We start from the raw sequence: 25343 nt of genomic DNA, 5'->3' as shown, positions 1-25343 counted from the left end.
TCCTTTTTATCGATCACCTTGCAAACATCGCTCTCGTTGGGGGCGAGTTTAACCTTTGCAGGAGAGAGATAACGACAATGAGAAAGGAAGCAAACACGATGGATGTAACACCACCTGATTTCACCAAATTGGTCAATCTCGCCAGTAGCCGTCTAGGTACAGAAGCGATCTTCGCGACAGACGATTTCTTCGCCGATAAACAACGCTTAGTGGATGATGGCGAAGCCGAATGGAAAGAAGATGTTTATGACGACAATGGCAAGTGGATGGATGGCTGGGAATCTCGCCGCAAGCGTGAAGAAGGCTATGACTACTGTGTTGTTCGCTTGGGATTAGCAGGCGTTATACACGGTATCGATATCGACACGTCCCATTTTACGGGTAATTATCCGCCTTCCGCATCGCTTGATGCGTGCTATTCCCCTGATGGTGATCCGACTGAAAACAGCGAATGGCACGAAATCCAGCCCTCGACCAGCCTCTCTGGCAATAGTCACCATGTTCTTCCTGTCAGTGATGACCGCGCGTTTACGCATGTTCGATTGAATATCTACCCCGACGGCGGTGTAGCAAGGCTTCGTGTGTTTGGTAATCCAAACATGGATTGGTCCGGCATTGCACCCTATCAAGAACTGGATTTGGTGGCGGTTGAGCACGGTGGCCGTGCACTGGCATGTAATGACCAACACTTTGGCCATATGCGAAATCTTATTATGCCGGGCCGTGGCATCAACATGGGTGATGGCTGGGAAACCGCGCGTCGTCGTGAGCCGGGAAATGATTGGGTGATTCTGTCGTTAGGGCACGCTGGCGATATCGCCCGCATTGTTGTCGATACTGCGCACTTTAAAGGTAACTTTCCTGACAGCATTTCAATTCAGGCTGCGAAGGTGAAAGGTGGAACGGACGACCAGATCGCAACACAGAGCTTGTTTTGGCGTGAACTACTTCCGAATCAAAAACTGTCCGCAGATAACCTTCATGAATACGCCGATCAAATCAACGACATTGGCACGGTGACACACGTTCGTGTGAACATCTTCCCCGATGGTGGCGTGAGTCGAGTGCGTTTGTTCGGTACTAAGTTCGATAAAGACTTAGCCTAAATATATTCACGCAGAGAGCATGTTTGTACGCAGGTGTTCAAGTGACACAACCATACAAGTGATACAACCATAAACGAACGCATCCATTTGACGATGTTTAACCGCAGATGTTGATAGACGATAACCAAGAGAATGAAAAATGCGCACCGATGTTTTGTTAAAGATAGAGCCGTTAACCCGAGCAGCTTTCGCTGAGTTTGGGGATGTTATCGAAGCAGAAGACCGTGAGTTTTTCATGATCAATGGTGGGTCGACACGTCGCTACCATAAATTAGCAACGACAGAAGTGGATGAAGGAGCCCGTGTCATCATCAATATTTTTGAAGCGATGCCACTGCAATATCCACTTCATATCGCCATGTTGGAAAGGCATCCGAAAGGGTCGCAAGCGTTCATTCCGTTACAATGTAACAACTATTTGGTTGTTGTTGCACCGCGTGGCAATCCGCCAGAGAACGCGAGTATTCGCGCGTTTTATGCCAAAGGCACACAAGGCGTGAATTACCACGCTGGTGTATGGCATCACCCTGTTTTAGCGCTGAAAGATCATGACCGATTTTTGGTGGTAGATCGCGAGGGTGAAGGGAATAACTGCGATGAGCATTTCTTTTCTGCTGAGACGAAAGTGGTTTTAGCGTTGGACGGTATTAGCATGTGAATGTAGCTGATGCTGTGCTCGCGAGAACCCACACAGAGACAGGATAACAACGCAGACGTTGAACAGTGTCTGCGTTGATACAGGAGTTATATATGGATCCGTATATCACAGAGTGGCTAAATCTGGCGATACGATGGGCACACATGATCACGGGTGTTGCGTGGATTGGCGCGTCGTTCTATTTCGTATGGCTAGAAAACAACTTAAATCGAGTCAATCCAAAAGATGGCCTTTCGGGTGACCTTTGGGCCATTCACGGCGGTGGGATTTACCATCTTGAAAAATACAAGCTTGCACCACCAAGCATGCCTGAAACGCTGCATTGGTTTAAATGGGAAGCGTATTTTACTTGGCTAACAGGCGTGGCATTGCTGACCGTGGTGTTCTATTCCAATGCCGACCTTTACTTAGTCAAACCCGGTTCTGGGTTGTCATCAGGTACGGCGATAGCGATCGGTATCGGCGCTCTGGTAGCAGGTTGGTTTATCTATGATCTTCTTTGTGACTCCCCGTTAGGTAAAAAGCCGTTGTTACTTGGTGTCTTCTTGTTTGCAGGTTTGGTCTTTGCAGCGTGGGCGTTGAGCCTTGTGTTCAGTGGGCGAGGCGCTTACATCCATGTCGGTGCGATCATAGGAACCATCATGGTGGGCAATGTCTTTCGTGTGATCATGCCAGCACAGCGTGGTTTAGTGAAAGCCATAGAAGAAAACCGAGAGCCTGACCCAGCATTGCCTGCAAAGGGCTTATTACGCTCACGTCACAACAATTATCTCACCTTGCCTGTTCTGTTCATCATGATCAGCAATCACTTCCCAAGCACGTATGGGCATGAATACAACTGGGCAATTTTGGCGGGTCTGTCCGTGCTCAGCGTGATGGTTCGCCATTACTTCAACACACGCCATGGAAGCCAAAAGTTTGCGTGGACAATTCCAACCGCTGCATTAGGTTTGGTGTGTTTGGCATTTGTGTCATCGCCAGCAATGAAATCCGGTTCAGGTGTTGCTCCAGAGCAAGCCCAAGTTGCCCCTGTTTTTGTTGAAGTGAATAACATCATTGCTGAACGTTGCACTGTGTGTCATTCGCAGAGTCCGACACATCCTGCTTTTGCAGTTGCTCCCGCTGGCGTCATGCTGGATACCCCTGAGCAAATCAAATTGGAAGCCGCGAGAATTGTGGCGCAGTCGGTTACGACCAACATCATGCCACTTGGTAACATGACTCAGATGACTGACGATGAACGATCATTAATCGGACAATGGGCAGAGGATGGGGCGCAGATTCAGTAAAAGGCACTGATATAGTATGTCATTCCTTAAATGTAATTTAACAGCCTGTTAACAAAGTCGCCGTGTATCTCGGCGACTTTTTAATTTTGCGCACTATATCCTATAAAATTTAGCGAGTTAGGCGCGCCGTCATAGTCACAAACGACGATGTTTCACTATAATATTGCTTGTCTGATAGCGTGAAAACGTAAATTCACGTGGAAAACACCAATTAGCAGACAAATAATTAACAATTCATAATTTCTTGCAACTAAAATTACTGTATACTCTTGCGCAATTTATGTTCAATGACACGTAAATTCAGAAGTATGTAGTCAGTGAACAGCGCATTTTTAACGCCCAATAATCGAAAGGAACATATCGTGGAAACACTACTGGTAATCGCATTTATCGTTGCAGCATTCTTCATCGTTAAGAAAGAGCGTTCTTCACGTTCATAAGCGATACACACTGAACGATTTGCTGCTGATAGACTTTTGAGTACCACGTTTCAGTTGCGATAGAGTCAGTTTTACTATTGACCTGCGATTCAAATATCGCCGGTGAGTAGGTGTTGTTTTTGTGCGTTTCGTTGAAATTCGAAAGACAGCGTAGAAAGATCCCAAGCATCGATTTCTATGAATGGCTAATGATTCACATTGGCTGACAGTAGAGACAAAAAAGCAGAGCCCCAGGGTTCTGCTTTTTGTTTTTGGATTCTGTGACAGTTTTTCTTCTTGCGGCACTGAAGGGGGCGGGAGCGGTGAACAATCACGTCACTGTCTATTCGCAGACGATCGTATCCGCCGACGTTGATGTGAAAACATGTGCCAACACCGCACGTTTGGCATCTTCGTTTACACCAAACACATCGTATATTCCCGCAACACTTCCCGTCTCTTCTTCACTGGTAAATACCATGCCTGTAGCAACAGGTGTTCCCTCCGACATGGCCACATATAAGGTAATGTCTGTTCCCGGTGCTGGGTCTAAGTCGGTGAGAGATAATTGCGAAAGAAACTCTAGCATCAGTGCGTGATCAGACTCAGGCCATTTCATTGCCAGCGTTTTGGCATAGCGAACCATGAGTGGGTGGCAATCGACAGCGTAAACAGTAATACCTTCAACAAGGCTGCTCGAATCTTCTTTACCACGAAGGGCAGGAAGAGATTCAGCCGTCTGGTAAATCGCTAAACCTTGCTTACTTTCTGCTGTAGGAAATTGCGCAGCGTTTATATGACTCGCCATCCACGCTTGTTTTTTGTGGAAGTGCGAAAGAATTGCCGTGTCAGCCATGCGGGCTCCTGCTGCTTTGCATGAAATGCGTAGTGCATGTGAGCCTCGATAATAGCGATATAAAGTAAAATAACAATGCTCGAATTCTAAATAGGGGAAATAAACTGTGAGTGCGATCGCGCTATAACCCCTTGATTGTGAGAGGCGAACAGCCCGAATTTCGGTTAAAATAGGAAATCTAAGCGTTAATTTTTCTGAATTTGGGTTCCTCTTTTATGTCAGGCCAACGTCTTCAAGTGCAATTTTCCAAAATCTACGCGCACTTTCACGGTAAAGACAGCGATACAAACCTTCAAGATATGTCGGAAATCTTGTTCTGTACCCGCCGCAATGCACGCATGGTATTGAACAAAATGGCCGAGCAAGGGTGGTTAACCTGGGACCCTGCGGTTGGCCGAGGAAAACAAAGCCGACTGACCTTCCATCGTTCGCAATCTGATCTCCAAATGAAGCGCGTACGCGAATGGGTAAAAGACGGAAAACTCGATGCAGCCCTAGAGCATCTTGACAACGATGCGTCTAAACTCGCTCAACTCATTCAAGAGCAATTGGGTGTTACTACGCAGGAAGGCAAGCAGATCATTCGCTTGCCATATTACCGCGCGTTCCCAAGCTTGAATCCGGCTAAACCGTTGCGTCGGTCTGAACAGCATTTGATCACTCAAATCTTTAACGGCCTTACTCGTATAAATGAAAGAACCAACGATGTAGAGCCTGATTTGGCGCACCACTGGGAAGCGTTGAGTGCATGTCACTGGCGTTTCTATTTACGCCCAGCAGTGAAGTTTCACGATGGCAGTTTGCTGAGTGCGACTGATGTGATTGCATCATTAGAAAACCTGCTTGATAACGCGTATTTCTCTCATATCGAAAAGATTGAATCGCCTGCTGAGAATGCCGTCGATATCTATCTGCATTTTCCAGATTGCCGCTTGCACGAGACCTTGGCGGTTCCCATGGCGGCGATTCAATCCAAGTCTTCGATGGGCACAAAGAACGCCGAGCGTATTCCGGTTGGCACTGGCCCGTATCTGGTGGCTGAAAACAACAGCCGCCAGTTAGTGTTGCGCGCACATGATCAATACTTCGGCTTTCGTGCATTGACAGATGAAATAGAGATTTGGGTTTTGGATAGCGCTGCCATGTGTTACTTGCAGCCCACAGCGTCGCTCGATCCCACCGTGTTGGACTCCCGACAGGGTGCGCTGCACCAAAACGCGATAAGCAACGGAGAGCACGATCGATTAGCGTTGGATGAAGGGTGCAACTACCTTCTGTTGAATCGACGTACGGGCATTGCAAAAGATCCACGTTGGGCGGAGTACCTGCATTCGCGTATTGCCTCTTTTTCGTTGATGCCGTATTTGGCGCAAGATGGCATTGGTGAATATCGTCTCACCAACGCCTATGGATTGGTGCCAGGTTGGGTTCATACCAATGCAGGATCAAGTGATCGCACTGCGCCTGCTGTCACTCGTTTGCGTTTGGTTCACCAAGCAGATAACCCGCTGTTCCCGAAGTTGGCGCATGCGTTGAAGGCTATGCTTGCGGCTGATCATGTTGCGCTTGATATTGATGTCGTGAGTTACGAAGACATGATGCAAGGGAAGTCAGCGAAGAAGGTTGATATTTGGCTGTGTGGGATGAGCTTAGGGAATCAACGCAGTGACGCGATGTTGCCGTGGCTGATGAATTTCAATCATATGTCTGTGGCAATGCCTGACGAAGATTACGCAAAGCTGGAAGAGAGCATGAAAACCTGGCGCGGAACGCCAAACAAACCATTTCCGGCTGAAACCTTGGGTCGCATGATTGTTGAACAGCGCCAAATTATTCCGTTGTTTCATATCTGGCTGGGTGTGGTGGACAGTCGTGATCTGGAAGACGTATCGTCAAACAACGTTGGTTGGTTCGATTTTAAATCTGTTTGGAAGAAACCCATTTTCTAATGGGTGTATGGGCGTAGATAACGTTTGAAGTTAATATCACTGTAGTGGGAACGACTGCAGTTAAAACCACGCAAACGCGATGTACAGCAAAGCGGGAAGCGTAACAATGGTCAGGAAGTTGCCAAATAACACCATGGAGGCGACTTCCTCAGCACCTGCATCGTAACGCTGCGCCAATAAAAAGTTCATCACTGCTGGTGGCAGCATGGTGAACAATACCATCATCCTCATGTGTTCAGACGGCAAAGGAATGAACACATAGATTGTTGCGAAGGCGATTGCCCCTGTAACAAGGCTGAGCAACGTGCTGAGCATACCAATTCTCATACCACTCCATCGTATCGCCGTGAGCTGAACCCCAAGTGAAAGCAGCATGACCGGCACGGCAGCATTCCCGAGTAACACCATGGCTTCATGAAGCGGCTGCCACACTTTTATGTCAGCGAAATTTGCGGTTAGCGCCAAACACGCTGCGATCAGCAGGGGCGTTTTCAAAATGGAGAGAAAGCGCTGTGATTGGTTGCTTAACAGAGAAATACCTACCGTGGTGTGCAGCACCACTGATACCAGAAAAAGCATGATGGCAGGGGCTTCGGCACTTTGACCGAACGCATACCCAAATAACGGTATGGCAAGGTTTCCGCTGTTTCGGAACATTTGTGCGGGGCCCCATACGCGAAAGGGCATATTACAAAACTGCGCCAAGACCGCCATGATCATGCCGGGCAGCAACACGGCGATAACCGCTGCGATGATCAACGAAGACTGTTCCATGCCAAGTGGCATTACAGACAGCGTGGAGAAGACCAAACAAGGCACCATGACGTCTATGTTGATGCGATTGATGGGCCCCATATCAGGTTTAAAGGTTTTGCCCACGATAAACCCTGCCACGACGACGGCAAAAACGGGAAAGAGAATACTAATGACTTTTTCGAGCATCCAAGCCCCGCGAAGAAGAGAAATGACGTTGAAAATCAAAGATACAGTTAGCCTACAGACTTTGTATATACCCAAGCAACCTCAAGGTGCGTGTTCTATGAGAACTTGCCAAGTTTCAAGTGCGGTGTGGGCGTGAAAAACACAGTGTTTATGTGAGTAGCTTGGACTGTTCCAGGGAACGTTGACCATAAAAGGTCAACAGACATCTAGTCATTGCTTAACGGGTAAACCGCAGAAAGTAGGAGGTATTTAAACAGTGGAAGGCCGTCACGTTGACGGTGGAAAGGGTGGAAAATACGATGCATGCCATCGTGTAACCGACAATCCGCTTGAAGATCAACAGCAAGAGAGTTCGGTGAGTCAACAAGCTTGACGCCTTGAGCAATAAACTCTGGTAGGTGAATGGGCTGGTGTCCCAGCCACCAACTTGGGATCGATTTACTTGCCGCGGAACGGTCAATCCAATGGTCGGAAATAATGATTAAGCGTTTTTCTTTGTTGTCGTTTACGTCAAGTCGATCAAGCATCCAACAGGTGTCTTTTACCAATCCACGGCGACAAGCAACGTTGGCACTAATTAAATTGTGCGCGACGATATATATTTGGTGATCGGGAGAATCAACACGAAATACCATTTGTTTTAATGAAGACGCATCTTCAAGCTGAACAAAATTGGCTGGGATATCGATATTTTCGTAGGAGTGGATCAGCCGTCGAGACAATGCCTTACCAAGGTGGCTTTCTTTCATTCCACGATTATGAATCGTCGGATAATGTTGTTCACAGAAACGTAAACAATCAGACTGAAAGTCACGTAGACTCTGCGAGATAATTTCATCTAGCAAAAACGCCCACTCCAAAAATAAGAACGACTACATAGGGTTGCCTTAAAGTATGGCAAAAATTATGAGAATTCTAGAAATAGTTAACTCAATTAGGAGATATGGGTCAAAATAGGACACTAAGTACGACGAACGGCTGGGCGAATAACGATCCTTTTAATCGATTTCCAACGAATTGCGAGCAATCCCACCGACAGCAAGATATAAATTGCGGGTTCAATAAGACCAGATTTTACTGACCAGTAATAGTGAATAGGTACTAATAGCGCGGCAAGATAAACCGTATTATGAAGTTTCTGCCACTTCGCGCCCATTCTGCGTTGAATTGCGCTGGTGGACGTGACCGTTAGCGCGAGCAAAATAAGCCACCCGACAGCGCCGACCGTCATGTAAGGACGCGTGACAATTTCTTCCCACAGAAAGGCAAAGTTAAATGCCAGATCCAGCGCGAAGAACGTTGCCATATGTAGGGTTGCCCATGCAAAGCTGTAGATACCGACAACACGGCGACACCTCACCAACATGCCTTGTTTAGCAAATTTTGCGATAGGGCTGATCAGTAGGGCAACCACCAAGGTGTTAAGAGCAGCAATGCCCGTAAAATGCGTGATGCCTTCTACTGGGTCTGCGCCAAAACCATTGTTAAAGGTTAGCCAGACTAAATTGATGAAGAAACCAAGGCTGATGAGATGCACACCTGCCTTGATACCCCAAATGTGTTTCTGCGTTAGTCGCATCAATAGTTAGCTCGCAAATCCATACCAGAATACAAGCTCGCGACTTCTTCGCCATAGCCATTAAACATGGCGGTGGGTTTTCTGCGCGAACTGAAGATAGAACCTTCACCAATAAAGCGCTCTGAAGATTGACTCCAGCGAGGATGGTCAACTTGTGGGTTCACGTTGGCAAAGAAGCCGTATTCGTGACGAGCAAGCAAGTTCCATGTCGTTGGTGGTTGCGCTTCGAGTAAGTGAATTTTGACAACAGACTTGATCCCTTTGAAGCCATATTTCCAAGGCACAACCAAACGAACGGGTGCGCCATTTTGTGGTGCAAGGGTTTGACCATAGAGACCCACACTGAGCATGGTCAACGGATGCATTGCTTCATCAAGGCGTAAGCCTTCTACATACGGATAATCAATACCGCCTCCCACAAACTGGGAGCGCTGCCCTGGCATTTGATCAGGGTCATAAAGGGTTTCAAAGGCGACGTATTTTGCGCTGCCAAGCGGGTCAGCTTCTTTAAGCAACGCCGCCAGCGAAAAACCGATCCACGGGATGTTCATTGACCATGCTTCTACACAACGCATACGGTACAAGCGCTCTTCGAGTGGGAAGCGCTTGAGTAAATCTTCATATCCTAAGGTAATAGGATTGTTAACCAATCCCGTTACTTCGAGTTTCCACGGGTCCACTTTGAAGTTTTGGCTGTTCTCTACAGGATCGCCTTTCCCTGTACCAAACTCATAGAAGTTGTTGTAATTGAGTACTTTGGTTTCCGGCGTGAGCTCAATGCCCGTGCCATACGCGTTGTTCTTAGGTGCTACGATTGGGGAGCGCTGAAAAATTGCACTTGATTCGCTTTTTTTGTCATCGCCACCGAAGATATCAAAAATGCCAGCTTGGCTCTGTGCTGCAAAAGGCAATCCAGCGGTAACAATTCCCAGCTTCTTAAGAATCTCTCGGCGCGATTTATAAACCGACTCTGGCGTCAGGTCGCTTTCCTTTAGCTCAGATTTTTTCGTTCTACGGATCAACATGCCCGCTATCTCCTCAAACTAGATACATCCAACACGCCTGCAACTGCAGGTTACGTACATAGACCTATTAAACGTTGTTTTTCTTTCATTAGTTTATGCCTATTACGAGTAAATGATTGTTTTGATGCGTTGAACATCAAACTTTGGCCAATCAAGCTATTAGGTTAGAAAATGCACGCAGACGTATCGCGCGTTGGTCCCATTGATTGGCGGCATGGATTGGAGGCATTGATTCGAGGTATGGATTCGAGGTATGGATTGGTGGTGTTGATTTGAGGCATTGATGGGAAATTGGTTGCGTTACGCTGGTTTAACTGAGATCCCCAAGGTAAAGTGATTTGGCTGTTTCTCGACGAATGACATTGGGCATTTCAGGGGATCAGTCTTGTTGGCTCGCATTGTTTTGCTGACGGTGAATTTTTAGATATGGATAGAGTAATGAAAAGGGTTCTTCTTCTACTGGCATTGGCAACACCAATGTCATCAATGGCTGCTCAAGGGTTTTCTGCAGGCATATTTTTAGGTGCACCCATGTCAGGTGTGACGGTGTCACAAGATGCGATTCGACTATCCTTCGGGATTGAAGAAACGGGTGTGGCTGTCGATGGGCTTTGGAATCTTGGCGATTGGCTGGCAAGGCCTGAATTTGCGCCAATCTATGGTTATACCGGCTTTCAATGGGTGGACGATGAACACCATGAGTGGGGCCCGCGTGCGGGATTAGGCTTAGCAGTGCCATTGGGCCACGGGAATGTGGAGCTATACGGAGAAGCGGGTTCAACGTGGTATTGGCAAGAAGACGCTGCGTTCAAGTTTGAAGGTTCGCTAGGCGTTCGCATGTACTTCTAAATACGTGGTGATTTTTTCGCCATTCGTAATAGAGCACCTCAAGGTGCTCTTTGTGTTTTGTGTCATTCGCAAGAATAGCGCATCGATATATACATTCTCCCGAAATGTTAGGCACCAGCAAAGGTCGTATTGCGTGATATCTTTAATAAGAGAAACATCACGGACAATGAACATAGAGATTGTGGTTAGATGAAAAGCTTTAGATTAACGCTTGCGCTGATATTCAGTGCATTGCTCGTCAACAACGCTCAGGCAACACAGTATGCTTGGCCAGAGGCAGACACGCGTTTGGTTGGGGAAAACCCCGTGCATGTTGTTCAACAGGGCGAACATTTAGAAAAGATTGCCAAACAGTACAATGTTGGTTTTCTCGCACTTTTGTCTGCTAACCCAGGTGTTGACCCATACCTTCCCAAAGCGGGCTCGTTTGTCACTATTCCCCAGCAGCTCTTGCTCCCAGAAGTTGATTACGATGGCATCGTGATCAACCTTGCTGAACTGCGCTTGTATTACTTTGATAAAGCCGCAAAGGAAATGTACATCTTCCCGATTGGTATCGGTCGCATTGGTCGAGACACGCCGATCATGACAACCAAGATAAGCCAGAAGCGCGAAAATCCTACATGGACACCGCCGCAGAGCATTCGTAAAGAGTATTTAGAAACCAAGAACATTGTTCTACCAGATGTTGTACCGGCAGGGCCTGAAAACCCGTTGGGTTTGCACGCGTTGCGTTTAGCGTATGGCACGGGAACGTATTTGATTCATGGTACTAACAAAGATTTTGGTATTGGCCTTCGTGTAAGTTCAGGGTGCATTCGTATGCGACCCGCTGACATTGCATGGTTGTTCAATCGTGTGCGTGTTGGTGAAAAAGTGCGTGTGATTAACCAGCCGGTTAAAACCAGTTTCGAACCAGATGGCGCCGTGTACGTTGAAGTGCATCGCCCATTGTCTGCAGACGAATCACAGGCAGGCCAGCGTTTGTTGACGCAACCAGACGCGCGTGTCTCTACGTGGCTAACATCAAACCACATGAACGAGCGCCGCTATCGCGCAGCATTGGCGATTCAATCTGGTATGCCTATCGAAATGGGGCAACAAATCCTCGCTGATAACGACATTTAACCTAACACCGCACCATCTGACTAAACGCGCTGTTCCTTTATGGGCAGCGCGTTTTTATTTGTGCTTCACTTTTCTGCGTCTGCGTCTGCGTCTGCGTCTGCGTCTGCGTTTGCGTCTGCGTCTGCGTCTGCTTCGTCTTCATCCGACAGTCGTAACGTTAACCCGGTGTCATCTGCACAGTGTTCAGCCAATGAGTGTTCAGCTAATGCGCCCACAGGCCTATGTTCACGTTCGCGATAAATATGATACACGACACAAGTTGCCGACTGAACGCGAGGTTGAGCTTGGGGGAGAGTCAGAGAACGTTAGGCAGCAGAGAATCATGCGTAGCGATGGAATAGGTGAGGAATTGCGGGTTAAGCGGAGTACGGCGCACAAATAGCTGCGGCACCCGAAGGTGCCGCAGAATTATAGGGGGTGTTACTTGCTAAATCTTACTTAGTGTAAGACTGAGCCATGTTGTCGATACGCTCGTTAGCGCGTGCTGCTTCGTCATAAGAAAGCGCTGACGCCGCTGCTACATCTGATACATCGCCTTGTAGAGCTGAAACCTGGTTAGATAGAGAATCTACTTTAGACGAAAGATCAGCAACACTTTGCTCTAGTGATGAGCTGCCTGAACAACCTACCAATACTGCACTAGAAGCAATTGCCGCTAAAGTTAGAAGACGCATTTTCATAGTCAAAACCTCATTGTTTTTGTTTAGATGCCGAACTGCTTTTTACCTGTTTTACAACTGGCTGCAGTTTAACAATAGACCGCGATTGTCTATTCTGCCGCCTTAGGTAGACATCGGTGCGACTCATTTTTGATACAGCACAAAAACTAAGCCTGATGTCAGCCTAAAAGTTTAGAATTTTGGGAGTTTAGTGGTGATCTTTCTTCTTGTGCTTATGCATCTTGCCCATCATTATCTTCTTTACGGGTATGTTTTGATTGATTTTTGACCCGTCTGAAAACGTTAGAGAGAGCAAAACCTCATTGCCTTCTTTCATTGGCGACGCCAAATCAAAAAACATGACATGCAAACCACCCGGTTCCAATACCACTTTGCCATTCGCTGGCACTTCAATCTCTTTCACTTGACGCATTTTCATCATGCCATCATGCATAACATGATTATGCAGCTCTACCTTGCCTGCGGCAGGGGATGTTGCGCTGATTAATGAAATATCATTGCTTGTTGTGTTCTCTAGCGTCATAAACGCTGCGCTATTCGGGGCGCTTGGTGGCATAGCTCGCGCGTATGCGTCATGTAAATCAACACTCGCAAACGCCGAAAGTGAGGAAAGCCCCAGTGCTAACCCGAGTAGCGAAGAACAATATTTCATTAAGTAGCTCCGTTGTTACGTCAATAATAGCGAGAAAAATGAAGTATGTAGGATAAATGTGATAATTATTTATGGTTATTGTGTTTGCATTTTTGTTGTGAGTCGAGAAATTGCATCCGATACCATATTTGGGTTAAGCGTGTGCGGCACTTTCTCAAGCAAGTTCCCGTTTGGCGCTAAGAAGTAAAAGTATGAACTGTGGTCAACGGCATACTCCATGGCTGAATCTTCAAGTTCTGTAATTTGATAGAGAACGCCATACTTTTTAGCGAGTGCATCAATCGCATCTTGTGATCCGCTGCTGCCTTCAATGCGAGGGTGAAAGTAGCCCGCATATTCTTGTGCGGCATCGCCATCATCGCGTTTAGGATCGAGCGTGACGAAAACAGGGCGAACCTTATCGAGTGTTTCATCGGGCAGTGATTTGAGCGCGGCAGAAAGGATAGCCAAAGATGTTGGGCAAACGTCGGGGCAATGCGTATAGCCAAAGTAAACCACACGCACGCGTTCATCGGCATTATCGAAAAGGTTGATGGTGTCCTGTCCACTTTGAAGCAATCCCATATTTACGTTTGAAGACGCGACGTGTTCATCTGTTGCGTTCTGTTCAAAGAAATATCGGGCACCGAGTCCGGCGATTAGCGCAGTGGCGAGTACAAGGATTTTTAGTTTCATCGCACCATTCTTACGTCAATGGGAAGAGAAATGGATTTATCAGGGCTGCTAATCGAGCCACGCCATGTCATTTCTGCATCCATGCAAATTGGTAACATCACATCACCTTGAAATTGGTTCTTGTTGGTTTTAACCAACTTTAGCTTGTAGATACCCATGTTCATTTCTACCCCTTCGAGTTCCACTAACAAGTAGGATGCTTCGCTGTCTGCGTTCACACTCAGCGTGGAAGGAACTAAGGGTTCAACCGTGTCATTTGCTAGCGTCGCCGAGGCATTGGAGAAATCACAGGTTGTGGTACTCAATACGCAATCTGGTGCGACGTTACTTTGCTCATTTGCAGAGGCAAACAAAAAGCTGTCAGCAAAAAAGTAGCCAATCCATACACATGCAAAGAGAGAAAACACGCTGACAAAACGGCGAAGAGGGTGTTGCGAACTTTTCATTAGGTGATGTTTTAGTAGTGAATACATCAAAAAGCTTACCACCAATTGTTATAAATCTGTGTGAGGGATGTCTTGAAATTTCGCCTATAAAAAAGGGCTGCATTGCGCAGCCCTGAGTGTTTGGTTGAATAGTGAACGATTAGTCAGCGAGTTTCTCGGAAACTTTTTCCAATCCAATAACAATGCCAAAGCCAACAATCATCATCACAACGGCGATCATCAGCTGAGACGGTTGACCAGTAGCCGCTTCAAATGCTGAAGGAGAAAGGACTTTCTCAACCAATGGCACTTTCTCACCCGATGAGTTTATGCGGAAACTGATGGCTTCTTTCCACGGCCATACTTTACCTAGCGCACCGATCAAAAGGCCGGTTAGGAACGCAATGGTCAGGCTGCGGTAGTTATTGAGTAGCCAAGACAAAACATGGGAGAAAGAGAGAATACCGACAAGGCAACCCAGCGCAAACAACGCCAGAATAGGCAGGTTTAAGCTCTTCACTGCGTCGAGTACAGGCGCATACATGCCAAGCAGAAGCAGAATAAAGCTACCGGAAATGCCTGGAAGGATCATGGCGCAGATAGCGATTGAGCCGGCAATAAATACTGTCAGCATACTAAATTCAAGCGTAATAGGACTCGCGACAGTGATGCCATACGCAAATATCGCGCCGCCAATCGCCAACGCGATTTCACCGATTGCCCAGCGTTCGACTTGTTTGATCATGTGGATGGCAGACGCAACGATCAAACCGAAGAAGAATGCCCAAATAACAACAGGGTGTTCGGTGAGTGCGTAGGAAACGGCTTTTGCTAGCGTCAAAATTGCCGTCAAAATACCTGAAAGCAAAGAGACTAAGAATGTGCCGTTAACGTGCGTCCAAACAGCGGAGAAGCCTTCTTTGCGCCATTTTGAAAATAGGGAAGGGTTCACACGGCGAATACTTTCTAGCAGTGTGTCGTAGATACCTGTGATGAATGCGATGGTACCGCCTGAAACGCCCGGGACAACGTCAGCTGCGCCCATGGCCATACCTTTGAAAAAGGTGAGAATATTTTGCTTCATGAAAAGTTGATTTCTGCTGTTGAGAGAAAATTGCGCATCATTATAGCGAGTTAACAATAAAGGGCTATGAATAACTTGGCGTACTCAATGTCCGAGCAGCCATGCATATGCATTCGCCAGTTTCTTTTTACCGTCGAACCATATTGGATCTCCATGTACAGGTAAAATGTGCTCAAACGGCCAAGTTAGGATTTCTTGCAGGGACCATCTGAGCAGATTGCGTTCTTTCACTGACATTTGGTGATAGAAAGGAATAGAGGCTTGATTGTGACAACCCAATAGTTTTCCCGCCAATTGTCGACCCAGCGATCCTTCGTTTAACCAAAGAATGCTCTCTCCAAAGAGTAAAGTTTTACTCAAAGGGTCACAAAAAACGACGTCTTCGCTTCGATCATTGCCACGCACGATGGTTTGGTAGAGTTGTCCTTTCCAACGGGGTGACGTGGTTGAGTTGAGCGTGCCATCAAAGCCAATATCTGTTCGAACTGACGCAAGGCCAGGCGCGGAATAAAAGTATGCATCAGGATACGCGAGCCACCAATCGGACAGCGCAGCATGAAGATGGCAGTTAACGGTTGTGATGATACTGACGGTACCCAACTTGGCGATGTGTTGGCGAATGTCTTCTGTCAGTGTCGTGGGGTTGTGAATGAGCAATTCACCGCTTTCTAAGCGGACAATCATCATTCGCTGACCGATATTCACGCCAAAGCAACGGTAATCATCAGATTGATACCACAGGCGGTTTGCTTGCCACTCGATCATTTGTGCTCATCCGTGAAAAACCTTGTTGATCGATAAATATCAAACATTGCACGATCCACAAAGAGAATCTTTTCGCTCACCAAAAGCAAAAAGCGTTATGGAGACAATCTGCACGTTTCCTGCCAAATAGGATGTAACGAACTTTACCGATAATTTTGTTGGTGAGATGCGTATCGTTCGAATTAATTGAATGACTTGTTCTTATCTAGGTGGTGTTGTCTCTCGTCACTCCTTCGTAAACTGGGTGCAACTAAGGAGAGAACAATGACAACAAGAAATGTAACTCGCATCATTCGCTCACATGCCTCGAAAGACGGTGACGGTGTAAAAATTAACCGAGTGCATGGCTTTAACGATGCTAAGTTCAGCCCGTTCTTATTGATCGACGAGCTGAAAAGCGAAAACCCTGATGATTACATTGGTGGTTTTCCGCCGCATCCGCATCGTGGCATTGAAACACTAACCTATATGCTTACTGGGCATTTCCAGCACCGTGACCACATGGGCAATGTGGGAGAATTAAAATCCGGTGGGGCGCAATGGATGTCTGCGGGTAAAGGCGTTATCCACAGTGAAATGCCAATCATGAGTGAAGGTGGTCTGCATGGTTTCCAGATCTGGATTAACCTACCAGCTGCCAAGAAAATGAACCCAGCGCAGTACCATGATTTTCAGTCAGAAGAGATCAATGAATACGGTTCCGACACTAATTTGCTTCGTGTTATCTCTGGCAACTTGACCGAGAATGGCAACGCGCTAACAGGTCCCCTTCAAAAGACGGGCGTTGAAGCTGTGGTTGCAGATTGGCGTGCCGTGGAAAAAGAAACGCGTACATTGAATGTGTCAGAACGCTACCAAGTGAATCTGTTTGTGTATCGCGGTGATGTTGACGTTGAAGGCACGACGATTCCTCAAGGGCATTTTGCGCAGCTTTCTGCAGGTGAGACCATTTCACTCACAGCACAGAAAGAAGCGGGCGTGTTGATTCTGGCAGGTGAACCCATCAACGAACCTGTGGTGCATTATGGGCCATTTGTCATGAATTCAATGGCAGAGATAAACCAAGCCATGCGTGATTATGAAAATGGTGTGCTGACGGATTAAGTGGCTAAGAGCGCTTAGCCATCTGTGTAAAACCCTGAAGAGGAGCTTGGCTCCTCTTTTTGTTGGGATGCAAGTGCCTTCACATCTAGGGCGCAAAAGCCAAACAAAACGTTGAATGTTTTCGGGTCATTTGTTTAATTTGAATAAGACGTGACCCACGAAGAGAGAATTTAAGCGTGCTGATGGTTATCGCGCAGGCAGTTGAAACGGTTTTATTGGTCTCTGGCATTGTGATGTTGGTGCGCTGTGCGTTTCAATATGCTGCAAGAACGGACAATTGGCATCAAGTGAACGTGGTTCTTTTTCGTGTTAGAAGCCTTTCAAATGACGAGTTGAAGTGGTGGTATGCCGCCATGATCAGTTTGTCTCTCGGGTTAATGATAAAAGTTCTTGTGCTTTTTCTCGCGCATTGACTAACCATCAATCTGTTATCTCCCTGCATGTAAACGGTTTAACCAAAATGTGATGTATGTGAACTAGGCTTAGATTCTGATACCATCTCGTTTTGTGCACTGCATCAAAGGGAATCATGCCTAAAGTCACTCGCTTCACGCTCTCAATTGCACACATCAACGATACACACTCCCACTTTGAGCCAACACCTGTTTCGCTGTCTGTAAAAGGGCAGGAAAAGCGTGTTTACGCGACGAGTGGCGGTTTTGCACGTATTAAAACGGTGGCAACACAATTTCGTGAAAATGCTGAACGCGAAGGGAATGCGTTTTTATTCCTACATGCTGGGGACTGCTTCCAAGGCACCTTGTACTACAACCTTTTCAAAGGCGATGCCAACGCTAAACTGTTGAACATGCTTGATCTCGATGCTATGGCATTGGGGAACCATGAATTAGATTTAGGCAACGCCGCGGTATCGAAATTCCTCGATCACATCTCCTTCCCATTGCTGGCTGGCAACTGGGACGTCAGCCAAGAAATTCGAAACAAGCCTAGCCCGTTAAAGGGAAAACCCTTGTTGTATGATTTCGATACGCAAGAACAGCGTGCGAAAGTGCTGGTGAGAACGTTCGGTGATCATCAAGTGGCTATTTTTGGTGTCTCTATCGATAAAATGGCACAGATCGCCATGCCAGATGCTGACACGCCTTTCCTCGAATCAAAAATGGTCGTGTTGAATACCATTGCATACATCCGCGATACCCTAGGAATCAACAATATCGTGCTGCTTAGCCATCTTGGGTATGACCAAGATTTGAAAATGGCGGAAGAGGTAGAAGGTCTGTCTGTTGTCGTGGGTGGACATAGTCATGTACTGCAAGGTGATTTTAGCAATATAGGGTTGGGTAACTCTGAACCTTATGGCCGCAAAATTAACAATACGCTGGTGGTGCAAGCAGGGTGTCATGCCTTGGCCATTGGTAAACTTGATGTGACGTTAAACAGTGATGGCAGCGTCCTGTCGCACACCGGTGATAATTACCTCATGCTCGGTCGCGGATTGGCGCTGGATGCCTCATGGGATGTGGCACTCGATGAGCATGATTTTGATGCGGCTAAATTGTATCTTGCTGAACAACCGAATGTTTTACACTGTCGTGGCAACAAAGACGTCAAAGCATTGCTGAATACGGAATACCGTCCAGCCGTCTTAGCTATGCGAAGTGACGTTGTCACTATATTGTCCGATAGGTTACGCCATGTTCGTGTTCCTGACGAAAAAGGGCCGAGCCAAATAGCTCCACTGGTCTGTGAAGGTTTGCTTTATTCCGCCAATATTCGTGGTCATGGTGTCGATTTCGCCATCCATAATGCCGGTGGTGTGCGTGTGTCGCTTGAAGCGGGAAAGCTCACAGCGGCAGATGTCGCAGGGCGGTTATTGCCGTTCGCGATCGATCTGATGGTTTATGAACCCACAGGTGCTCAAGTCAAAGCGGCGTTGGAAGGGGCGATCAACAATGCCACTAATAACGGTGTGGAAGGAACTGGCAATGGCAGTTTCCCTTATACCGCTGGGCTACGGTATACCTATGAATGCGGAAAGCCTGAAGGACAGAGAATCACTCAGCTCCAGCATCAACTTGTGTCTGGGGAGTGGCGCGATGTTGAGCCAGGTAAAATCTATCGTGCGGTCTCGTCTGCGTACACGTCCCAAGGGAAAGAAGGCTATGACGCGTTGAAGAACCTAGGTACTCAGCCTGTGTCTATTGGGGTTATTTTGTCGGATAGTTTTATTGAATATGCACGGGCTAACGACAACCTACGTGCGCCAAAAGATACCCTGCAACATTATGTACCGTGTGCCGAATCTAAGTAAGTCGCTGATTCTTAGGTAACCATTCCAGAACTATTCGAGACTACGGAGGACGTTACTCCGTATTCTTGATCCTGCCTATCTCACTCATTTTCAATTTGAATGGTTTTTTGCGCAATATGTGTCCGCTTTTTGCATAGACGTCATTTGAGGAATAAATCGGCGATAACTTGCCGCATCAGCGCAAAGTGTTCATGCAGTGCCACCTGTTCCTCCACAAACAAGATTCTTGAAAGCAGTATCGGTAAATGTTTCACGGATATCAGAAAACGTTAAGTTTTTTCGTGGCGTGCCGATAACTACAACAGGCTTTCCTTAGGGGGATACTATGGTGGAAAAGCGTGATTGGTTAGATTTTGGATTAATTGCCTTTTGGATCGTTGCTTGGGCTTCGCTCGTGTACTTCGTTCCAGCCACTGGCATGTGAAGATGTTCCCGCCTAGCCACGTGCAGGCGGGCCTTCTTATCGCCATATAATACAAGAGGGCGTAATTCCTAACACGTCTAGGTTCGCTCTAGCTTTTGGTGTCGCTTCAGCAGAAAGCGAATGACGATGGGCTGCATATAGGTGGGTAGTTGTAATGCCCCAATAAGCGGTAAGTAGAGTGGTCCTAAAAACGCGCCTGCCACAGAGTAGGTCAGTAACACATTCCTGTTTCCTGCGGTAATTGCAGCGATAAATGCTTCTTCCTTTCCATGCTTTCGATAGCAAACAAACCCAATGATGAAAAATAGTACGCAAATTGCTAATGCAAGGAAGAACATGGCAATGGCGAACTCACGATCGCTGTTCCACAACCATCGATATTGTCCTGCAAGCCCGAACGGAAAACTGAACACCAAGAGAACGGTAAATTGTGCCAACTTGCTATGCATTCGGGTGAGGCGATCTTTAGACATGCTCTTGTGTATCAGGAAGGACAATCCCATTGGGCCAAAGATGAATACCGCAAGCCTCAGGCAATAGCTCTTCATATCGAGCGCGAAGTTATCGCCGCTGAACAACGTTAGATTGATATAAAGAATCACAGGCATCATCAAGGTGCTGGCGATGGTAAATGCCATTGCCTTTAGCGGTTCAAAGCCCATAGAGCGAACGATTGCAGGGGTCGCGAAGAGGCTTCCTGTGGCACAGACTGCTGTTAGTGCAAGCAGCAACTCGGAACTTGCGTTAAAGAGAAGTGCGATGCTCGCCACGACCACCGTCGTGACACCACCGTGTAATAAGGCGTAAAGCCACGCCTCTTTTTTAAATAGGGCTTTCACGAGGAGAGGTTGATCGATACCAATGAGGGTAAACAACATCAAAACAAACAAGATGTAAGGCAGAAAAGGCAATGCGGCTTGTGAAAAATCAGGTAGCAAAAAGCCGAACACGGCAGCCAATGCAAGAAGGGTTGATGAATGTTTGCTAAGAAATGCTAACAAAGAAGCCTCAGACGGAATCGTTAAAGCCAAATGCTATCAAATTGTAATCAGTATGATAAATAAAAATTAATAATGTCTCATTGCTTTCTGTTTTAATGAGAAACCTTTTTTAAACAATGAAATATGGAGATAGTCCAAAGTCAAAAAATTCATTCACATTAGATATTCTAATTCAAAGTGCAAAAAATAGTCATTATGAACAATGCAATTAAATGACTAGAATTTGCAGAGTAAAGTCAATCACATAGCGAGCATAAAATGACACAGGCAGTTGATTTCGGTCACGTTGTTACTTCTGTTGATAACTCTCAAAAAAGCTATGCGGTTTCTATCAAAGGATTGTTTGCCCATGCAATGGACATTTTGCAGACGCGTCAAGTAAACAAAACGTTGCGTTCAACGTCTGATTTACCTGATCACATCAAGCGTGACATCGGGCTGATCCGCTAGGCTTATTCCAGACCTATCATCGATAAAAGCGTTGGTTTTTGACCAGCGCTTTTTTGTATGTGTTGAATATCATTGTGACGTTGTCACTTGAATCTTAATCCTACTTATCTCTCTCTATTCTTAGACTTTTATGGTCTATCATATTGATTAACTATTCTTATTCACTTCGCTTATGCCACACATTTCCCTTATTGAACAAATAATTATGTTGTCGAACTGTGGTATTTAGTCATGATTAAACATCATGCGGAAAGAGGCTAGACAAGGCGTTCTCAGTTCGTCACTATGAATCAAAGACAACAAAAAAGAGTGATTTAACGTGGGTCTATTTAATTGGTTGTTTGGTAGCAAAGAACAAGGGAAACGTGCTGTTGAGCCAACTGAGTACAAAGGCTATCTCATTTATCCGGAACCAAAAGCAGAAGGCGGACAGTTTCGAATTGCTGGACGTATATGCAAAGAATTGGATGGCGAAATAAAAGAGCATTTGTTCATCCGCTCTGATTTGCTTCCGGGTGAGGAAAGCGCGAAAGATCTCATGCTTCAAAAAGCACACACGTTTATCGACCAAATGGGCGACAGAATGTTTGGCTAACTGACCGAGATCAAAGCAAAAAATTGCTATTTCGGTCAAAAAATAGGTCTAGCACGATGCTTGTTTAGTCTTGTTCGGAACGATGGAAGTGCGCTTTTAGCTAAATGAGTCTTTAATCAATAGCTTAAAACCAAAAAAGATATAAGAGGTCTGACCTCCGTCCATGGTTGAATTACGTTATTTTCTTACTAAAACTCGTTAGTATGGGTTTAAACACGGTTTGATCATTGATTGTTTTAGTTTTTTTCCTACATATCTTGATTGAGCACTTTTAGTTCGTTACAAACGATTTACTTACACTGCCAATAGTCAGGGATTAACTATGCAAATTGGTGTACCAAAAGAAGTACTTGCGCATGAAACGCGAGTTGCTGCCACGCCGAAAACGGTGGAACAGCTTTTAAATATGGGCTTCGACGTTGTTGTCGAAAGCGATGCAGGTCTGCTTGCCAGTTTTGACAATACTGCCTTTGAACAAGCAGGCGCCAAAGTGGTTGATGCCGAGACAGTTTGGCAGTCAGACATCATTTTCAAAGTTAATGCCCCTGCTCAGGTAGAAGGGAATGACGAGTTTGAGAGCCTAAAAGAAGGCACGACACTCGTGAGTTTCATTTGGCCTGCGCAAAACGAAGCATTGATGGAAAAGCTTGCTGCTAAGAATATCAATGTGTTGGCGATGGATGCGGTTCCACGTATTTCTCGCGCACAAGCCTTGGATGCATTGAGCTCAATGGCAAACATTGCGGGTTACCGTGCTGTTGTCGAGGCGGCTCATGAGTTTGGTCGTTTCTTTACGGGTCAAATTACTGCTGCGGGTAAAGTGCCACCGGCGAAAGTGTTTGTTGCAGGCGCTGGTGTTGCAGGTCTTGCTGCTATCGGTGCTGCGGGTAGCCTAGGTGCCATCGTTCGTGCATTCGATGTTCGTCCTGAAGTAAAAGAACAGGTCGAAAGTATGGGTGCAGACTTCTTGCAAGTCGCTTTTGAAGAGCAAGCAGGAAGCGGTGACGGTTATGCGAAAGAAATGTCTGATGACTTCAATCGCAAGGCTGCCGAGCTTTACGCTGAGCAAGCAAAAGACGTTGATATCATTATCACGACAGCACTTATCCCAGGTCGTCCTGCGCCTAAACTGATCACCAAAGAAATGGTCGACTCAATGAAGTCGGGCAGCGTGATTGTTGATTTGGCAGCGGCAAATGGCGGTAACTGTGAATACACAGAAGCTGACAAAGTTGTGCTAACGAAGAACGGCGTAAAAATCATCGGTTACACCGATATGGTGGGTCGTCTTCCTACCCAATCTTCACAACTCTACGGTACTAACCTCGTTAACTTGATGAAGCTGCTTTGCAAAGAGAAAGACGGCAACATCGATATCGACTTTGAAGACGTGGTATTGCGCGGCGTTACTGTGATTAAAGAAGGTGAGGTCACTTGGCCTGCACCACCAATCCAAGTTTCTGCTCAGCCACAAGCGAAGCCTAAACCTGCTGCAAAAGTAGAAAAAGTTGAAGAACCTACGTCTCCAGTGAAAAAAGTCGTTGGCCTTGCCGCGGCTGTGGGTGTATTTGCTTGGGTTGCTTCTGTTGCGCCTGCTGCATTCTTGTCTCACTTCACCGTGTTTATCCTTGCTTGTGTGATTGGATATTACGTGGTTTGGAACGTGACACATGCGCTTCACACGCCTTTGATGTCAGTAACGAATGCAATTTCCGGCATTATCGTTGTTGGTGCACTTCTTCAAATCGGTCAAGGCAATGGGGTAGTTTCCTTCCTCGCGTTTATTGCCGTTCTGATTGCGAGCATCAATATCTTTGGCGGTTTCACAGTCACCAAGCGCATGCTTGAAATGTTCCGTAGAGATAAGTAGGAGTAGCCGATAATGTCTGAAGGTTTAACACAAGCGGCATATATTGTAGCTGCGCTCTTTTTCATCTTGAGTTTGGCAGGTCTGTCAAAACAAGAGTCTGCACGTACGGGTAACTACTTCGGTATTGCTGGTATGGCGATTGCGTTGATTGCGACCATTTTTGGTCCTGACGCGCAAGGCATCGCGTGGATCATCGTTGCAATGGTCATTGGTGGCGGTATCGGTATTTACTACGCTAAACGCGTTGAAATGACCGAAATGCCAGAGCTGGTTGCCGTGCTTCATAGCTTCGTGGGTTTGGCTGCGGTATTGGTAGGCTACAACAGCTTTATTGATCCACCAGCAGTGAACCTTGCGAACCCTGCGGAGATTCATGCTGCGCATGTCATCCACATGGTTGAAGTGTTCCTAGGTGTGTTCATCGGTGCGGTGACCTTTACGGGTTCAATCGTCGCATTCGGTAAACTGCGTGGCATCATTTCTTCATCTGCACTGAACATCCCACACAAGCATAAGTGGAACCTTGCTGCGATCCTCGTTTCGACTGCACTCATGATTTACTTCGTGAAAGCAGACGGCAGCATGTTTGCTCTGATTGTGATGACACTGATTGCGTTCGTATTTGGTTGCCACTTAGTGGCATCAATCGGTGGCGCAGATATGCCAGTGGTTGTGTCTATGCTGAACTCATACTCGGGTTGGGCGGCAGCGGCAGCGGGTTTCATGCTGGCAAACGATCTTCTGATTGTTACCGGTGCGTTGGTCGGTTCTTCGGGTGCGATTCTGTCTTATATCATGTGTAAAGCAATGAACCGTTCTTTCATCAGTGTTATCGCGGGTGGCTTCGGTCAAACTGTATCGGTATCAAGTGATGGCGAAGAAGAAGGTGAGCACCGTGAAGTGAGTGCAGAAGATGTAGCCGAAATGCTGAAAGATTCTCGCTCCGTTATCATCACCCCTGGATACGGCATGGCAGTTGCGCAAGCGCAATACCCAGTACACGAAATCACTGAGAAACTGCGTGCGAAAGGCATTGATGTTCGCTTTGGTATTCACCCAGTTGCGGGTCGTCTACCTGGTCACATGAACGTACTTCTGGCTGAAGCGAAAGTACCGTATGACATCGTTCTAGAAATGGACGAGATCAACGATGACTTCCCTGAAACAGACACTGTTCTTGTTATTGGTGCGAACGACACGGTTAACCCTGCCGCGATGGAAGATCCAAATAGCCCAATCGCAGGGATGCCTGTCCTTGAGGTATGGAACGCGAAAAACGTTATCGTCTTTAAACGTTCAATGAACACAGGTTACGCGGGCGTTCAAAACCCACTGTTCTTTAAAGAGAACACAGCGATGTTGTTCGGCGATGCAAAAGCATCGGTAGATGCGATTTCTAAAGCTATCTAATCTACCTTTAACGCGAAACAAACGTCATTGACGAAAAAGCCAGCATCTCGCTGGCTTTTTTTTATGCAAACGCCAGCAATGGTATTGCTCTCTTACAAAATGCTGACATTCCAAAATGTTTTGGTGCTAATCTCAC

Annotated in this window: 26 protein-coding genes; 13 read left to right on the top strand and 13 right to left on the bottom strand. The window is 46.5% G+C overall.

Features of this window, described 5'->3' with window-relative positions; translation table 11 throughout:
• Positions 1-98: 98 nt before the first annotated feature.
• The 3 genes from alc (at position 99) to BCT27_RS24030 (ending at position 3053) form a co-directional block, all read left to right on the top strand.
• Positions 99-1106 carry an allantoicase gene (gene alc, locus BCT27_RS24040; protein WP_102397005.1) on the top strand — a complete coding sequence of 336 codons (1008 nt, stop codon included), beginning with the start codon at positions 99-101 and terminating at the stop codon, positions 1104-1106.
• Between the two features lie 139 nt (positions 1107-1245).
• Positions 1246-1764 (top strand): ureidoglycolate lyase, encoded by a 519-nt coding sequence (locus tag BCT27_RS24035; RefSeq protein WP_102397004.1) that lies wholly within the window; start codon positions 1246-1248, stop codon positions 1762-1764.
• Positions 1765-1856: 92 nt separating this feature from the next.
• Positions 1857-3053 (top strand): urate hydroxylase PuuD, encoded by a 1197-nt coding sequence (locus tag BCT27_RS24030; protein WP_102397003.1) that lies wholly within the window; start codon positions 1857-1859, stop codon positions 3051-3053.
• A gap of 762 nt (positions 3054-3815) precedes the next feature.
• Here BCT27_RS24030 and BCT27_RS24025 read toward each other — a convergent pair.
• Positions 3816-4328 carry a hypothetical protein gene (locus BCT27_RS24025; RefSeq protein WP_102397002.1) on the bottom strand — a complete coding sequence of 171 codons (513 nt, stop codon included), beginning with the start codon at positions 4326-4328 and terminating at the stop codon, positions 3816-3818.
• Positions 4329-4543: 215 nt separating this feature from the next.
• On the opposite strand from BCT27_RS24025, the gene BCT27_RS24020 reads away from it, so the two are divergent.
• Complete coding sequence (locus BCT27_RS24020) at positions 4544-6277, top strand: SgrR family transcriptional regulator (RefSeq protein ID WP_102397001.1); 1734 nt, start codon at positions 4544-4546, stop codon at positions 6275-6277.
• A 60-nt stretch (positions 6278-6337) separates the two neighbouring features.
• On the opposite strand, the gene BCT27_RS24015 is transcribed toward BCT27_RS24020, so the two are convergent.
• The 4 genes from BCT27_RS24015 to msrP form a co-directional block, all read right to left on the bottom strand.
• Complete coding sequence (locus tag BCT27_RS24015; RefSeq protein ID WP_102397029.1) at positions 6338-7219, bottom strand: AEC family transporter; 882 nt, start codon at positions 7217-7219, stop codon at positions 6338-6340.
• A gap of 206 nt (positions 7220-7425) precedes the next feature.
• A complete protein-coding gene (locus BCT27_RS24010) occupies positions 7426-7968 on the bottom strand; it encodes a hypothetical protein (protein ID WP_241905058.1) in 543 nt (180 codons plus the stop codon).
• Positions 7969-8180: 212 nt separating this feature from the next.
• Positions 8181-8798, bottom strand: coding sequence for a protein-methionine-sulfoxide reductase heme-binding subunit MsrQ (gene msrQ / locus BCT27_RS24005; protein WP_102390005.1), 618 nt, complete (start codon positions 8796-8798; stop codon positions 8181-8183).
• Positions 8798-9823 (bottom strand): protein-methionine-sulfoxide reductase catalytic subunit MsrP, encoded by a 1026-nt coding sequence (msrP, locus tag BCT27_RS24000; protein ID WP_017007955.1) that lies wholly within the window; start codon positions 9821-9823, stop codon positions 8798-8800. Before msrP ends, msrQ begins: the two co-directional genes overlap by 1 nt.
• A 438-nt stretch (positions 9824-10261) precedes the next feature.
• On the opposite strand from msrP, the gene BCT27_RS23995 reads away from it, so the two are divergent.
• Positions 10262-10672: a hypothetical protein gene (locus tag BCT27_RS23995; protein WP_102397000.1), complete on the top strand. Its 411-nt coding sequence runs from the start codon at positions 10262-10264 to the stop codon at positions 10670-10672.
• Between the two features lie 189 nt (positions 10673-10861).
• Positions 10862-11800, top strand: coding sequence for a L,D-transpeptidase family protein (locus BCT27_RS23990; protein WP_102390001.1), 939 nt, complete (start codon positions 10862-10864; stop codon positions 11798-11800).
• A 65-nt stretch (positions 11801-11865) separates the two neighbouring features.
• Here BCT27_RS23990 and BCT27_RS25525 read toward each other — a convergent pair whose 3' ends face one another.
• The 7 genes from BCT27_RS25525 to BCT27_RS23960 form a co-directional block, all read right to left on the bottom strand.
• Positions 11866-12051: a hypothetical protein gene (locus BCT27_RS25525; RefSeq protein WP_157939251.1), complete on the bottom strand. Its 186-nt coding sequence runs from the start codon at positions 12049-12051 to the stop codon at positions 11866-11868.
• Between the two features lie 183 nt (positions 12052-12234).
• Positions 12235-12480 carry an LPP leucine zipper domain-containing protein gene (locus BCT27_RS23985; protein ID WP_017007952.1) on the bottom strand — a complete coding sequence of 82 codons (246 nt, stop codon included), beginning with the start codon at positions 12478-12480 and terminating at the stop codon, positions 12235-12237.
• Positions 12481-12667: 187 nt separating this feature from the next.
• Entirely contained in the window at positions 12668-13132 is a 465-nt protein-coding gene (locus BCT27_RS23980) for a copper chaperone PCu(A)C (protein WP_102389998.1), read from the bottom strand.
• A gap of 75 nt (positions 13133-13207) precedes the next feature.
• The gene (locus BCT27_RS23975; RefSeq protein WP_102396999.1) at positions 13208-13807 is read right to left on the bottom strand and encodes an SCO family protein; all 600 of its coding nucleotides are present in this window, start codon (positions 13805-13807) and stop codon (positions 13208-13210) included.
• Positions 13804-14253, bottom strand: coding sequence for a hypothetical protein (locus BCT27_RS23970; RefSeq protein ID WP_241908638.1), 450 nt, complete (start codon positions 14251-14253; stop codon positions 13804-13806). The genes BCT27_RS23975 and BCT27_RS23970 overlap by 4 nt, the downstream gene beginning before the upstream one ends.
• Before the next feature lie 139 nt (positions 14254-14392).
• The gene (locus BCT27_RS23965) at positions 14393-15316 is read right to left on the bottom strand and encodes a polyprenyl-phosphate transporter (protein WP_102318020.1); all 924 of its coding nucleotides are present in this window, start codon (positions 15314-15316) and stop codon (positions 14393-14395) included.
• A gap of 84 nt (positions 15317-15400) precedes the next feature.
• Entirely contained in the window at positions 15401-16081 is a 681-nt protein-coding gene (locus BCT27_RS23960; protein WP_102317821.1) for a DUF4336 domain-containing protein, read from the bottom strand.
• A gap of 264 nt (positions 16082-16345) precedes the next feature.
• Between BCT27_RS23960 and BCT27_RS23955 the strand changes: the two genes are divergently transcribed.
• From BCT27_RS23955 to BCT27_RS23945, 3 genes are all read left to right on the top strand, one after another.
• Entirely contained in the window at positions 16346-17185 is an 840-nt protein-coding gene (locus tag BCT27_RS23955) for a pirin family protein (RefSeq protein WP_102396998.1), read from the top strand.
• 182 nt (positions 17186-17367) lie between these two features.
• Positions 17368-17598, top strand: a complete 231-nt coding sequence (locus BCT27_RS23950; RefSeq protein ID WP_241810469.1) for a hypothetical protein — start codon at positions 17368-17370, stop codon at positions 17596-17598.
• A gap of 116 nt (positions 17599-17714) precedes the next feature.
• A complete protein-coding gene (locus tag BCT27_RS23945; RefSeq protein WP_102396997.1) occupies positions 17715-19457 on the top strand; it encodes a bifunctional metallophosphatase/5'-nucleotidase in 1743 nt (580 codons plus the stop codon).
• Between the two features lie 501 nt (positions 19458-19958).
• Here BCT27_RS23945 and BCT27_RS23940 read toward each other — a convergent pair.
• On the bottom strand, positions 19959-20882 hold the full coding sequence (locus BCT27_RS23940) for a hypothetical protein (RefSeq protein ID WP_241908637.1): 924 nt from the start codon (positions 20880-20882) through the stop codon (positions 19959-19961).
• A gap of 258 nt (positions 20883-21140) precedes the next feature.
• Between BCT27_RS23940 and BCT27_RS23935 the strand changes: the two genes are divergently transcribed.
• The 4 genes from BCT27_RS23935 to pntB all read left to right on the top strand — a co-directional run bounded on the left by BCT27_RS23935 (position 21141) and on the right by pntB (position 25207).
• The gene (locus tag BCT27_RS23935) at positions 21141-21332 is read left to right on the top strand and encodes a hypothetical protein (protein WP_102389986.1); all 192 of its coding nucleotides are present in this window, start codon (positions 21141-21143) and stop codon (positions 21330-21332) included.
• 319 nt (positions 21333-21651) lie between these two features.
• Positions 21652-21927, top strand: a complete 276-nt coding sequence (locus tag BCT27_RS23930; protein WP_102317826.1) for an HlyU family transcriptional regulator — start codon at positions 21652-21654, stop codon at positions 21925-21927.
• A 322-nt stretch (positions 21928-22249) separates the two neighbouring features.
• The gene (gene pntA, locus BCT27_RS23925; RefSeq protein ID WP_102396995.1) at positions 22250-23797 is read left to right on the top strand and encodes a Re/Si-specific NAD(P)(+) transhydrogenase subunit alpha; all 1548 of its coding nucleotides are present in this window, start codon (positions 22250-22252) and stop codon (positions 23795-23797) included.
• A gap of 12 nt (positions 23798-23809) precedes the next feature.
• Positions 23810-25207 (top strand): Re/Si-specific NAD(P)(+) transhydrogenase subunit beta, encoded by a 1398-nt coding sequence (gene pntB / locus BCT27_RS23920; RefSeq protein WP_102396994.1) that lies wholly within the window; start codon positions 23810-23812, stop codon positions 25205-25207.
• Positions 25208-25343: the final 136 nt, after the last annotated feature.

The sequence above is a fragment of the Enterovibrio norvegicus genome (genome assembly GCF_002876705.1).
Taxonomy (GTDB): domain Bacteria; phylum Pseudomonadota; class Gammaproteobacteria; order Enterobacterales; family Vibrionaceae; genus Enterovibrio; species Enterovibrio norvegicus_B.
Note: the sequence above shows the minus strand (reverse complement) of the source record. Positions and strands in the feature narration are given on the sequence as shown.

Excerpts from the sequence above, each read along its gene's own strand:
- alc (WP_102397005.1), top strand. The coding sequence starts at position 99 with ATGGATGTAACACCACCTGATTTCACCAAATTGGTCAATCTCGCCAGT.
- BCT27_RS24035 (WP_102397004.1), top strand. The coding sequence starts at position 1,246 with ATGCGCACCGATGTTTTGTTAAAGATAGAGCCGTTAACCCGAGCAGCT.
- BCT27_RS24030 (WP_102397003.1), top strand. The coding sequence starts at position 1,857 with ATGGATCCGTATATCACAGAGTGGCTAAATCTGGCGATACGATGGGCA.
- BCT27_RS24025 (WP_102397002.1), bottom strand. The coding sequence starts at position 4,328 with ATGGCTGACACGGCAATTCTTTCGCACTTCCACAAAAAACAAGCGTGG.
- BCT27_RS24020 (WP_102397001.1), top strand. The coding sequence starts at position 4,544 with ATGTCAGGCCAACGTCTTCAAGTGCAATTTTCCAAAATCTACGCGCAC.
- BCT27_RS24015 (WP_102397029.1), bottom strand. The coding sequence starts at position 7,219 with ATGCTCGAAAAAGTCATTAGTATTCTCTTTCCCGTTTTTGCCGTCGTC.
- BCT27_RS24010 (WP_241905058.1), bottom strand. The coding sequence starts at position 7,968 with ATGAAAGAAAGCCACCTTGGTAAGGCATTGTCTCGACGGCTGATCCAC.
- msrQ (WP_102390005.1), bottom strand. The coding sequence starts at position 8,798 with ATGCGACTAACGCAGAAACACATTTGGGGTATCAAGGCAGGTGTGCAT.
- msrP (WP_017007955.1), bottom strand. The coding sequence starts at position 9,823 with ATGTTGATCCGTAGAACGAAAAAATCTGAGCTAAAGGAAAGCGACCTG.
- BCT27_RS23995 (WP_102397000.1), top strand. The coding sequence starts at position 10,262 with ATGAAAAGGGTTCTTCTTCTACTGGCATTGGCAACACCAATGTCATCA.
- BCT27_RS23990 (WP_102390001.1), top strand. The coding sequence starts at position 10,862 with ATGAAAAGCTTTAGATTAACGCTTGCGCTGATATTCAGTGCATTGCTC.
- BCT27_RS23985 (WP_017007952.1), bottom strand. The coding sequence starts at position 12,480 with ATGAAAATGCGTCTTCTAACTTTAGCGGCAATTGCTTCTAGTGCAGTA.
- BCT27_RS23980 (WP_102389998.1), bottom strand. The coding sequence starts at position 13,132 with ATGAAATATTGTTCTTCGCTACTCGGGTTAGCACTGGGGCTTTCCTCA.
- BCT27_RS23975 (WP_102396999.1), bottom strand. The coding sequence starts at position 13,807 with ATGAAACTAAAAATCCTTGTACTCGCCACTGCGCTAATCGCCGGACTC.
- BCT27_RS23970 (WP_241908638.1), bottom strand. The coding sequence starts at position 14,253 with ATGAAAAGTTCGCAACACCCTCTTCGCCGTTTTGTCAGCGTGTTTTCT.
- BCT27_RS23965 (WP_102318020.1), bottom strand. The coding sequence starts at position 15,316 with ATGAAGCAAAATATTCTCACCTTTTTCAAAGGTATGGCCATGGGCGCA.
- BCT27_RS23960 (WP_102317821.1), bottom strand. The coding sequence starts at position 16,081 with ATGATCGAGTGGCAAGCAAACCGCCTGTGGTATCAATCTGATGATTAC.
- BCT27_RS23955 (WP_102396998.1), top strand. The coding sequence starts at position 16,346 with ATGACAACAAGAAATGTAACTCGCATCATTCGCTCACATGCCTCGAAA.
- BCT27_RS23950 (WP_241810469.1), top strand. The coding sequence starts at position 17,368 with ATGGTTATCGCGCAGGCAGTTGAAACGGTTTTATTGGTCTCTGGCATT.
- BCT27_RS23945 (WP_102396997.1), top strand. The coding sequence starts at position 17,715 with ATGCCTAAAGTCACTCGCTTCACGCTCTCAATTGCACACATCAACGAT.
- BCT27_RS23935 (WP_102389986.1), top strand. The coding sequence starts at position 21,141 with ATGACACAGGCAGTTGATTTCGGTCACGTTGTTACTTCTGTTGATAAC.
- pntA (WP_102396995.1), top strand. The coding sequence starts at position 22,250 with ATGCAAATTGGTGTACCAAAAGAAGTACTTGCGCATGAAACGCGAGTT.
- pntB (WP_102396994.1), top strand. The coding sequence starts at position 23,810 with ATGTCTGAAGGTTTAACACAAGCGGCATATATTGTAGCTGCGCTCTTT.